The 10,942-nt window shown below is 53.5% G+C and carries 10 protein-coding genes and 4 tRNA genes; all 14 read left to right on the top strand.

Annotation, left to right across the window (positions count from 1 at the left end; all coding sequences use genetic code 11):
• Positions 1 to 435: 435 nt before the first annotated feature.
• The 14 genes from birA (at position 436) to rpoB (ending at position 10,900) form a co-directional block, all read left to right on the top strand.
• Positions 436 to 1,398: a bifunctional biotin--[acetyl-CoA-carboxylase] ligase/biotin operon repressor BirA gene (gene birA, locus KDX30_RS21290; RefSeq protein ID WP_231677421.1), complete on the top strand. Its 963-nt coding sequence runs from the start codon at positions 436 to 438 to the stop codon at positions 1,396 to 1,398.
• Positions 1,388 to 2,137, top strand: coding sequence for a pantothenate kinase (locus tag KDX30_RS21285; RefSeq protein ID WP_231677420.1), 750 nt, complete (start codon positions 1,388 to 1,390; stop codon positions 2,135 to 2,137). The genes birA and KDX30_RS21285 overlap by 11 nt, the downstream gene beginning before the upstream one ends.
• A gap of 7 nt (positions 2,138 to 2,144) precedes the next feature.
• Complete coding sequence (locus KDX30_RS21280) at positions 2,145 to 2,582, top strand: hypothetical protein (protein ID WP_099268176.1); 438 nt, start codon at positions 2,145 to 2,147, stop codon at positions 2,580 to 2,582.
• Positions 2,583 to 2,725: 143 nt separating this feature from the next.
• Positions 2,726 to 2,810: transfer RNA gene (locus KDX30_RS21275), tRNA-Tyr, on the top strand.
• 25 nt (positions 2,811 to 2,835) lie between these two features.
• A tRNA-Gly gene (locus KDX30_RS21270) sits at positions 2,836 to 2,909 on the top strand.
• 25 nt (positions 2,910 to 2,934) lie between these two features.
• A tRNA-Thr gene (locus KDX30_RS21265) sits at positions 2,935 to 3,010 on the top strand.
• A 178-nt stretch (positions 3,011 to 3,188) separates the two neighbouring features.
• Positions 3,189 to 3,264, top strand: a tRNA-Trp gene (locus KDX30_RS21260).
• Between the two features lie 46 nt (positions 3,265 to 3,310).
• A complete protein-coding gene (gene secE / locus KDX30_RS21255; RefSeq protein ID WP_027898161.1) occupies positions 3,311 to 3,679 on the top strand; it encodes a preprotein translocase subunit SecE in 369 nt (122 codons plus the stop codon).
• A gap of 9 nt (positions 3,680 to 3,688) precedes the next feature.
• Positions 3,689 to 4,222, top strand: a complete 534-nt coding sequence (gene nusG / locus KDX30_RS21250) for a transcription termination/antitermination protein NusG (RefSeq protein ID WP_020290714.1) — start codon at positions 3,689 to 3,691, stop codon at positions 4,220 to 4,222.
• A 118-nt stretch (positions 4,223 to 4,340) separates the two neighbouring features.
• Positions 4,341 to 4,772 (top strand): 50S ribosomal protein L11, encoded by a 432-nt coding sequence (rplK, locus tag KDX30_RS21245; protein ID WP_020290713.1) that lies wholly within the window; start codon positions 4,341 to 4,343, stop codon positions 4,770 to 4,772.
• Positions 4,772 to 5,467, top strand: coding sequence for a 50S ribosomal protein L1 (rplA, locus tag KDX30_RS21240; RefSeq protein ID WP_032626524.1), 696 nt, complete (start codon positions 4,772 to 4,774; stop codon positions 5,465 to 5,467). Before rplK ends, rplA begins: the two co-directional genes overlap by 1 nt.
• A gap of 195 nt (positions 5,468 to 5,662) precedes the next feature.
• The gene (gene rplJ, locus KDX30_RS21235) at positions 5,663 to 6,163 is read left to right on the top strand and encodes a 50S ribosomal protein L10 (protein ID WP_027898295.1); all 501 of its coding nucleotides are present in this window, start codon (positions 5,663 to 5,665) and stop codon (positions 6,161 to 6,163) included.
• Positions 6,164 to 6,241: 78 nt separating this feature from the next.
• A complete protein-coding gene (rplL, locus tag KDX30_RS21230; protein WP_027898296.1) occupies positions 6,242 to 6,607 on the top strand; it encodes a 50S ribosomal protein L7/L12 in 366 nt (121 codons plus the stop codon).
• A 219-nt stretch (positions 6,608 to 6,826) separates the two neighbouring features.
• A complete protein-coding gene (rpoB, locus tag KDX30_RS21225; RefSeq protein WP_027898297.1) occupies positions 6,827 to 10,900 on the top strand; it encodes a DNA-directed RNA polymerase subunit beta in 4,074 nt (1,357 codons plus the stop codon).
• Positions 10,901 to 10,942 lie beyond the last annotated feature (42 nt).

Below are 10,942 nucleotides of genomic sequence, written 5' to 3'. Positions count from 1 at the left end.
GATCGCTTACGCGTTCAGGGGTTTTGTTTGTGCGCGAAGAAAAAGGATTAGCCGTAGGAGCGCGCTTGCCCGCGATGGACAACCACGCGTTGAACCTGGCACACCACTCGCTACCGGGTAGGACCGAATTCATTCGGGAAGGCTATATGTCAGGCGATACAAAAGCTGCGGGTGTACCGCCCCTCGCGAACAAGTTCGCTCCTACCGTCCATGCGCGAACCTCGGTAGGACCGAATTCATTCGGGAAGGCTATATGTCAGGCGATACACAAGCTGCGGATATACCGGCTGATATGTTGCCCTTCCGGATAATCCGGTCTCCTGTCTCGCGCATCCTCCAGCAGCACGTTCAGATCCAAAATTAACCACAAGCAGTTTCTATGCATCTTCGGTTTGCGTGGCTATGATGCGAGCCTTATTGAATGGCGACCTTTAAATGCTGACGTTGTTAAAGCTCCTCAAGGATGGGAAATTTCATTCAGGGCAGGCTCTGGGTGAGGCTCTCGGAGTTAGTCGTACTTCTGTGTGGAAGCAACTCCAGCAGTTGGAGTCTGAGCTGGATATTGATGTTCACAAGGTTAAGGGGCGTGGCTACAGGCTCGAAAGCCCTATATCCCTTCTGGATGCTGGCGAAATATCTGCTGTCGCTGGCAGGGCAAGTGCATGGCCTGTTGTCGTCTACGACTCAATAGGCTCGACCAATGGGGCGGCCGTAAAGCTGATTGCTGAGAATTCCCCACCGCCCTTTGTGGTTTTGGCAGAGCGCCAGACTGCTGGCCGAGGTCGTCGAGGGCGCAAGTGGGTCAGCCCCTTTGGTGAGAATATCTACTACAGCCTGGCGCTGCGCATTGATGGTGGAATGCGTCAGTTAGAAGGATTGAGCTTGTTGATTGGTCTCGCGGTTTTGAAAACGTTACGCGAGATGGGTGTCCATGGCGCTGGTTTGAAATGGCCAAACGATGTCCTGGTAGGGCGTCGCAAGATTGCCGGAATACTGCTGGAGTTAGTGGGGGATCCTGCAGATGTCTGTCACGTGATTATTGGCATTGGCATTAACGTGAATATGCGTGTCACGGAAGAGGTTGATCAGTTGTGGACCTCTTTGAGGTTGGAGGTCGGGTCCATGGCGAACCGTAATGAGCTCGCGGGTAAATTAACCTGCAATATCGAAGAGTATCTGTCGGTGCATCAGGCATCGGGCTTTGAGGTATTCAGGTCTGAGTGGGAGGCAAATCATCTATGGCAAGGCTGTGCTGTGAGTTTGCTTGCGGGTAGCCAGGCAGTCGACGGCGTCGTCCTCGGCATCGATTCGCAGGGTGCCTTGCGATTGAAGGTTGGGAGTGACGAGAAAGTGTTCAGTGGTGGAGAGCTCAGCTTGAGGTTGCGTGATGATACTTGAGCTGGATTGTGGGAATAGCTTCATAAAATGGCGTGTTCTTCGCCAGGATCTACCCGTCGTGCTAGCTGGTGGTGTTGTGGACTCTGATGATGGGCTCGTTGAGGCTATCGCTTCTACCTCCGGGTTGAGTCTTCAGCATAGTCGTATGGTAAGTGTCCGTAGTGCGGAGGAGACGCAGAAGCTGACTCTCAGGATTGAGGAGTCATTTGGCCTTCAAACTCAGTGCGCGAGCTCGGCCAAGGTGCTAGCGGGTGTCAAGAATGGTTATGAGGCCTATGAGCGCCTGGGCCTTGATAGGTGGTTGGCGCTGGTTGGTGCTTATGCAACTGTAGGTACGTCCTGTCTTGTCATTGATCTAGGTACCGCGGTCACCTCGGATTTCGTTAATGCTCAGGGTGAGCACCTTGGGGGGTTTATCTGCCCAGGCATGCCGTTGATGCGCGGGCAGTTGCGAACTCATACTCGTCGTATTCGATATGACGATGCGGCGGCTGAAGAGGCGCACTCGAGCTTTGCTCCCGGGCGTTCGACTGCAGAGGCGGTAGAGCGAGGCTGCGCCCTTATGTTGAGAGGCTTTGCTGTGTCTCAACTGGAGCTTGCACATCAATACTGGGGGGATGACTTTGTTGTCTTTGTAACCGGGGGAGATGCAGAGTTGGTCACGGGGGTTACGCCCGGCGCGAGGCTTGTGCCTGACCTGGTGTTTGTCGGGCTTGCATTAGCCTGTCCATTGCTCTGAGGTTTCTATGCGGTGGTTATTTCTTTTGCTGCTGATGTTGAATGGCTTTTACTACGTGTGGCATCAGCAGGAAGCTCCGTTAAGAGCCAAAGAGATTTTGCCGTTATCCCTGCATCGGGCTGAGCAGCAGAATATACATCTGCTAAGTGAGTCCGGAGTTGAGAGTGATCAAGTGTCAGATCGAGAGGCGCAAGACAAGTGCCTCTACCTTGGTGGCTTCTTGCGACAGGATGAGGCTCGTACGATTGAACAGAGGCTCATAAGCCTGGATGTTCAGACGCAATCTCACGTACAGCATCTTGGAGGTGTTAATACGTACTGGGTCAAAATAGATCCTGCCAGTCGCCGACTTGTGGGGGATAGTCTCCTGGAGGCGCTGTCAAAAGATTTCCCTGAGCTAAAAAGCAAAATTATGTTGTGCGAAGGCATTGCAACCGGAGAGTAGTTTGCATAGAATGGCGCCCGCTTCGCAGTGCTTGATAATTTGTCAGGGAGTGCAAAGCGTTAGTCAACGCATGTAACCTCAGGTTTTTACTGAGAAAAAGGTTGACAGAAGGGTAGCATGAGTTGAGAATGCTGCCTCGTTCAGGAGGGGTTCCCGAGCGGCCAAAGGGATCAGACTGTAAATCTGACGTCTACGACTTCGAAGGTTCGAATCCTTCTCCCTCCACCATATTTCAGGCTGTGCAGCAAGTTAGGCGGGTATAGTTTAGTGGTAGAACCTCAGCCTTCCAAGCTGATGATGCGGGTTCGATTCCCGCTACCCGCTCCAGATTTGTTGTATGTCCAAAGAGTTTGCTCTTGTAGCTCAGTTGGTAGAGCACACCCTTGGTAAGGGTGAGGTCAGCGGTTCAAATCCGCTCAAGAGCTCCATTATAAAGGCAGATATGCAAATATCTGCCTTTGTTTTACTGATCGGTTTGCTGTCATTTCAAGGCGATCAGTTGGTTTGGTGTTCACTGCTTATCCCTGTTGGGTGTGAAGGCAAAGCCAAAAGGCTGTTGAAAAATTCTTGTTGGGCTGGCATATTGGTCGGCCTGATTTTGCTTTTAGGTCAGTAGCTCAATTGGCAGAGCGACGGTCTCCAAAACCGTAGGTTGGGGGTTCGATTCCCTCCTGACCTGCCAGATTCACTAGATTGTATCTGGCTTTCTTTTCACAGGATTACCGTAGATGACTCTCAAGGCTGAAGCCCAAGAATCTCGCTTCGATCTGCTCAAGTGGCTGGTTGTGGTCGCTCTGATAGTGGTTGGAGTTGTCGGTAATCAATACTACTCAGCTCAACCTATTTTGTATCGCGTCCTGGTCCTGCTTGTGCTGGCTGGGGTTGCTGCATTTGTTGGTTTGCAGACTGCTAGAGGCAAGGCTTTCTTTGTTTTGGCAAAGGAGGCTCGTGCTGAAATTCGCAAAGTCGTTTGGCCGACTCGCCAAGAAACCACTCAGACCACGTTGATTGTTGTGGCTGTTGTTCTGGTTATGGCGTTGCTGTTGTGGGGGCTTGATTCCCTGCTCGGTTGGCTTGTTTCCTTGATTGTTGGCTAAGGGTGTCCCGTGGCTAAGCGTTGGTACGTAGTGCATGCTTATTCGGGTTACGAAAAGCATGTAATGCGCTCGTTGATCGAGCGTGTGAAGCTGGCTGGCATGGAAGATGGCTTCGGCGAAATTCTGGTTCCCACTGAAGAAGTGGTGGAGATGCGTAACGGCCAGAAGCGCAAAAGCGAGCGTAAATTCTTCCCAGGTTATGTGCTGGTCCAAATGGACATGAATGAAGGTACTTGGCACTTGGTCAAGGATACCCCTCGTGTCATGGGCTTCATTGGCGGCACGGCTGACAAGCCTGCTCCAATCACAGATAAAGAAGCTGACGCGATTCTTCGTCGCGTGGCTGATGGTAGTGACAAGCCTAAACCCAAGACTCTGTTTGAGCCGGGTGAAGTCGTTCGCGTCACAGACGGTCCGTTCGCAGATTTTAATGGCACTGTCGAAGAAGTTAATTACGAGAAGAGCCGCATTCAAGTTGCAGTGCTCATTTTCGGTCGCTCTACTCCGGTGGAGCTGGAGTTCAGTCAGGTCGAAAAGGTCTAGCTGAGCGAGAATCCCATACCCCGTAGCCGTAGGCTGTGGGGTTTTTTCGTCACTGGGATAAACGTGCAAGTAACCGGGGAGCCTTTATTGGCGTTTGAACCCGTAATTGGAGTGCCTCATGGCCAAGAAAATTACCGCTTACATCAAGCTGCAAGTGAAAGCTGCTCAAGCTAACCCAAGCCCGCCAGTTGGTCCGGCCCTGGGTCAGCACGGCGTGAACATCATGGAATTCTGCAAGGCCTTCAACGCCCGTACTCAGGGTCTTGAGCCAGGTCTGCCGACTCCAGTGATCATCACTGTCTATAGCGACCGTAGCTTCACTTTCGAAACAAAGAGCACCCCTGCTTCGGTTCTGCTGAAGAAAGCTGCTGGTCTGACTAGCGGTTCGGCACGTCCGAACACCGTTAAAGTTGGCACCGTGACTCGTGCACAGCTGGAAGATATCGCTAAAGCAAAAAATGCGGATCTGACTGCTGCTGACATGGAAGCGGCCGTGCGTACCATCGCCGGTTCCGCTCGTAGCATGGGCCTTAACGTGGAGGGTGTGTAATGGCTAAGCTGACTAAGCGCCAAAAAGCTATCGCGGCTAAAATCGAGCCGGGCAAATCTTACAGCTTCACCGACGCAGCTACCCTGCTGGCCGAGCTGTCGACCGTCAAGTTCAGCGAGTCCGTTGACGTTGCTGTAAACCTCGGCGTAGACCCGCGTAAATCTGACCAGGTTGTTCGTAGCGCTACTGTGCTGCCGCACGGCACTGGCAAGACTGTTCGCGTTGCTGTGTTCACCCAGGGTCCTGCTGCAGAAGCCGCTCTGGCTGCTGGCGCTGATCGCGTTGGTATGGACGATCTGGCTGCCGAAATGAAAGGCGGCGACCTGAACTATGACGTCGTTATCGCTTCCCCGGACGCGATGCGTGTTGTTGGTCAGTTGGGTCAGATCCTCGGTCCTCGCGGCCTGATGCCTAACCCTAAAGTCGGCACTGTTACTCCTGACGTTGCTAACGCCGTCAAGAATGCCAAGGCTGGTCAGGTTCGTTATCGCACCGACAAAAACGGCATCATCCACACTTCAGTTGGCAAGGTCGGTTTCGACGCAGTCAAACTGAAAGAAAACGTTGAAGCTCTGATCGCTGATCTTAAGCGTATCAAGCCTGCTTCTTCGAAAGGCATCTACGTTAAGCGCGTAACCTTGAGCACCACTATGGGCCCAGGCCTGGTGATCGACCAGGGTTCCCTGGACGCGTAAGACAAATTGGTGCGCGCGCCGCACCAATGAAAAAATTGGGGTCCCTGCCTGGCGGGGGCTATCCAAGACCGTAGGCGGCGCAAGTCTTAAAATACAAGCCTACGCAGATGGTGCTCCCGGTTCCTTACCGAATCAGACACCAAAACGACATTTGGCTCAGGTCAGATGAAACGGTAACAAGCAGGAGTTAAACCCGTGGCAATTAAACTCGAAGACAAGAAGGCCATCGTCGCTGAAGTCAACGAGGCTGCCAAAGTCGCTCTGTCTGCTGTCGTGGCTGATGCCCGTGGCGTGACAGTAGGCGCAATGACCGGACTCCGTAAAGAGGCTCGTGAAGCTGGCGTTTACGTACGTGTTGTACGTAACACCCTGCTCAAGCGCGCTGTTGAAGGTACTGATTTCAGTGTCCTCAACGATGCGTTCACCGGCCCGACCCTGATTGCGTTCTCCAACGAACATCCTGGCGCTGCTGCCCGTTTGTTCAAAGAGTTCGCCAAGGGTCAGGATAAGTTCGAGATCAAGGCAGCTGCGTTCGAGGGCAAGTTCCTCGCAGCTAATCAGATCGACGTACTGGCAACCTTGCCGACCCGTGACGAAGCAATTTCCCAGCTGATGAGCGTGATTCAAGGCGCTACCAGCAAGTTGGCTCGTACTCTGGCGGCTATTCGCGACCAAAAAGAAGCTACCGCAGCCTAAGGCTCCGTACCTCCTTTCGCGTATTTTTGTTTATTTCGATGGTCGCGTAGGCCGTCCCCCAATTCAGGAATTAGATTCATGTCTATCTCTCAAGACGATATCCTCAACGCAGTTGGCGAAATGTCCGTTCTGCAGGTTGTTGAGCTGATCAAAGCATTCGAAGAAAAGTTCGGTGTTACTGCCGCTGCTGCTTCTGCTGGTCCAGCTGCTGCTGCCGCTGTTGTTGAAGAGCAAACTGAATTCAACGTCATGCTGCTGGAAGCTGGCGAGAAGAAAGTTAACGTCATCAAGGCTGTACGTGAGCTGACCGGTCTGGGCTTGAAAGAAGCCAAGGCTGTAGTTGACGGCGCACCAGCTCTGGTTCTGGAAGCAGTTGCGAAAGACGCTGCTGACAAAGCCAAAGCTACGCTGGAAGAAGCAGGCGCTAAAGTCGAGCTGAAGTAAGTATCGACTTTGAGTGTCCAGCCCAAGCGTTAAGCGAAAGGCTGATGGCTGGTGGCTCTTGCCACCGGCCTTTTTCCGTTATAGATGACTGGCTCGGCCGGCATTCATAGCGTGTAAAACCACCGGTAATGGTGGCGCAAACCAAGGGGTTTGCACGATTTTCTGGCTGCTCCCGTCGGGAGGAGCCAAACAAGCAGGTGACCAAGCTGGGGAACGCTGATGGCTTACTCATATACTGAGAAAAAACGTATCCGCAAGGACTTTAGCAAGTTGCCGGACGTAATGGATGTGCCGTATCTCCTGGCCATCCAGCTGGATTCGTATCGCGAATTCCTGCAAGCGGGAGCTACCAAAGATCAGTTCCGCGACGTCGGTCTGCATGCAGCCTTCAAATCCGTTTTCCCGATCATCAGCTACTCCGGCAATGCTGCGCTGGAGTATGTAGGTTATCGCTTGGGCGAACCGGCATTTGATGTCAAAGAGTGCGTGCTGCGCGGTGTGACTTACGCTGTACCTCTGCGAGTAAAAGTCCGTTTGATCATTTTCGACAAAGAATCGTCGAACAAAGCGATCAAGGACATCAAAGAGCAAGAAGTCTACATGGGTGAAATCCCCCTGATGACTGAGAACGGTACCTTTGTTATCAATGGTACCGAGCGCGTTATCGTTTCCCAGCTGCACCGTTCCCCGGGCGTGTTCTTCGACCACGACCGCGGCAAGACGCACAGCTCCGGCAAGCTGCTTTATTCCGCTCGCATCATTCCTTACCGCGGTTCGTGGCTGGACTTCGAGTTCGATCCAAAGGACTGTGTATTCGTCCGTATCGACCGTCGTCGCAAGCTGCCTGCGTCGGTATTGCTTCGCGCGCTCGGCTACACGACAGAACAGGTTCTGGATGCGTTCTACACCACCAACGTGTTCCACGTTCATGGTGAGAACCTCAGTCTGGAGCTGGTTCCTCAGCGCCTGCGCGGTGAAATTGCCGTCCTGGATATTCTGGATGACAAAGGCAAGGTTATTGTCGAGCAAGGTCGCCGTATCACGGCTCGTCATATCAACCAGCTGGAAAAAGCCGGTATCAAGCAACTGGAAGTGCCTCTGGACTACGTCCTGGGTCGCACCACTGCCAAGGTCATCGTGCATCCGGCTACTGGCGAAATCATTGCTGAGTGCAACACCGAGCTGAACACTGAAATCCTGGCAAAAATCGCCAAGGCTCAGGTTGTTCGCATCGAAACGTTGTACACCAACGATATCGACTGTGGTCCGTTTGTATCCGACACGCTGAAGATCGATTCCACCAGCAATCAACTCGAAGCGCTGGTTGAGATCTACCGCATGATGCGTCCAGGCGAGCCGCCTACCAAGGACGCAGCAGAGACTCTGTTCAACAACCTGTTCTTCAGTCCAGAGCGCTATGACCTCTCTGCTGTTGGCCGGATGAAGTTCAACCGTCGTATCGGTCGTACCGAGATCGAAGGTTCGGGTGTTCTGTGCAAAGAAGATATCGTCGCCGTTCTCAAGACGCTGGTTGATATCCGTAACGGCAAAGGCATCGTCGACGACATCGACCACTTGGGTAACCGTCGTGTTCGTTGTGTTGGCGAGATGGCTGAAAACCAGTTCCGCGTTGGCCTGGTGCGTGTTGAGCGTGCAGTCAAAGAGCGTCTGTCTATGGCAGAAAGCGAAGGCCTGATGCCTCAGGACCTGATCAACGCCAAGCCAGTTGCCGCTGCTGTTAAAGAGTTCTTCGGTTCCAGCCAGCTTTCGCAGTTCATGGACCAGAACAACCCGCTTTCCGAGATCACTCACAAGCGTCGTGTCTCTGCACTCGGCCCTGGTGGTTTGACTCGTGAGCGTGCTGGCTTTGAAGTTCGTGACGTACACCCGACTCACTACGGTCGTGTATGCCCGATTGAAACGCCGGAAGGTCCGAACATCGGTCTGATCAACTCCTTGGCTGCTTATGCGCGCACCAACCAGTACGGCTTCCTTGAAAGTCCGTACCGTGTTGTTAAAGACGCTCTGGTAACTGACGAAATCGTTTTCCTCTCAGCTATTGAAGAAGCCGATCACGTCATTGCTCAGGCTTCTGCGGCAATGAACGACAAGAAGGTCCTGATCGACGAGCTGGTTGCCGTACGTCACTTGAACGAGTTCACCGTCAAGGCTCCAGAAGACGTGACATTGATGGACGTATCGCCGAAGCAGGTAGTTTCGGTTGCGGCCTCGCTGATCCCGTTCCTCGAGCACGACGACGCCAACCGTGCGTTGATGGGTTCCAACATGCAGCGTCAGGCTGTTCCTACTCTGCGTGCTGACAAGCCGCTGGTAGGTACTGGCATGGAGCGCAACGTGGCTCGCGACTCCGGCGTTTGCGTCGTGGCTCGTCGTGGCGGCGTGATCGACTCTGTTGATGCAAGCCGTATCGTGGTTCGTGTTGCTGATGATGAAGTTGAAACCGGTGAAGCTGGTGTCGACATCTACAACCTGACCAAGTACACCCGCTCCAACCAGAACACCTGCATCAACCAGCGTCCGCTGGTGAGCAAGGGTGATCGTGTTGAGCGTAGCGACATCATGGCTGATGGTCCGTCCACCGATATGGGTGAGCTGGCTCTGGGTCAGAACATGCGCATCGCGTTCATGGCATGGAACGGCTTCAACTTCGAAGACTCCATCTGCCTGTCCGAGCGTGTTGTTCAGGAAGATCGTTTCACCACGATCCACATTCAGGAACTGACCTGTGTGGCGCGTGACACCAAGCTTGGCCCTGAAGAAATCACTGCAGACATCCCGAACGTGGGTGAAGCTGCACTGAACAAACTGGACGAAGCCGGTATCGTTTACGTAGGTGCTGAGGTTGGTGCTGGCGACATTCTGGTAGGTAAGGTCACGCCTAAAGGCGAGACCCAACTCACTCCAGAAGAAAAACTGCTGCGTGCTATCTTCGGTGAGAAGGCAAGCGACGTTAAAGACACCTCCCTGCGTGTACCTACCGGTACCAAGGGTACTGTCATTGACGTTCAGGTCTTCACCCGTGATGGTGTGGAGCGTGACGCTCGCGCACTCTCTATCGAGAAAACTCAGTTGGACGAGATCCGCAAGGACTTGAACGAAGAGTTCCGTATCGTTGAAGGCGCTACTTTCGAACGTCTGCGTTCCGCTCTGGTTGGCCGTAAGGTCGAAGGCGGCGCTGGCTTGAAGAAAGGTCAGGACATCACCGACGAAGTTCTCGACGGTCTTGAGCACGGCCAGTGGTTCAAACTGCGCATGGCTGAAGATGCTCTGAACGAGCAGCTCGAGAAGGCTCAGGCTTACATCGTTGACCGTCGCCGTCTTCTGGATGACAAGTTCGAAGACAAGAAACGCAAACTGCAGCAGGGCGATGACCTGGCTCCAGGCGTTCTGAAAATCGTCAAGGTTTACCTGGCAATCCGTCGTCGCATCCAGCCGGGCGACAAGATGGCCGGTCGTCACGGTAACAAAGGTGTGGTCTCTGTGATCATGCCGGTTGAAGACATGCCGCACGATGCCAATGGCACCCCGGTCGACATCGTTCTCAACCCGTTGGGCGTTCCTTCGCGTATGAACGTTGGTCAGATTCTCGAAACTCACCTGGGCTTGGCGGCCAAGGGCTTGGGCGAGAAGATCAACCGCATGCTCGAAGAGCAGCGTAAAGTTGCTGAACTGCGTAAGTTCCTGACCGAGATCTATAACGAGATCGGTGGCCGTCAAGAGAAGCTGGAAGACTTTAGCGATAAAGAAATCCTGGATCTGGCGAAGAACCTGCGTAATGGTGTGCCAATGGCTACGCCTGTGTTCGACGGCGCCAAGGAAGTTGAAATCAAGGCAATGCTCAAACTGGCAGATATGCCAGAGAGCGGCCAGATGCAGCTGTTCGATGGTCGCACCGGCAACAAGTTCGAGCGTCCGGTTACCGTTGGCTACATGTACATGCTGAAGCTGAACCACTTGGTGGACGACAAGATGCATGCGCGTTCCACTGGTTCTTACAGCCTCGTTACCCAGCAGCCGCTGGGTGGTAAGGCTCAGTTCGGTGGTCAGCGTTTCGGGGAGATGGAGGTGTGGGCGCTGGAAGCATACGGCGCGGCCTACACTCTGCAGGAAATGCTCACAGTGAAGTCGGACGATGTGAACGGCCGCACCAAGATGTACAAAAACATCGTGGATGGCGATCACCGTATGGAGCCGGGCATGCCCGAGTCCTTCAACGTGTTGATCAAAGAAATCCGTTCGCTCGGCATCGATATCGATCTGGAAACCGAATAACACGTGACGCGAATCGAGGGTGGGTCGGTATGACTGCCCTCT

Origin of the sequence: Pseudomonas quasicaspiana (assembly GCF_021147825.1) — a bacterium.
In the GTDB taxonomy this organism is placed as follows: Bacteria; Pseudomonadota; Gammaproteobacteria; order Pseudomonadales; family Pseudomonadaceae; genus Aquipseudomonas; species Aquipseudomonas quasicaspiana.
Note: the sequence above shows the minus strand (reverse complement) of the source record. Positions and strands in the feature narration are given on the sequence as shown.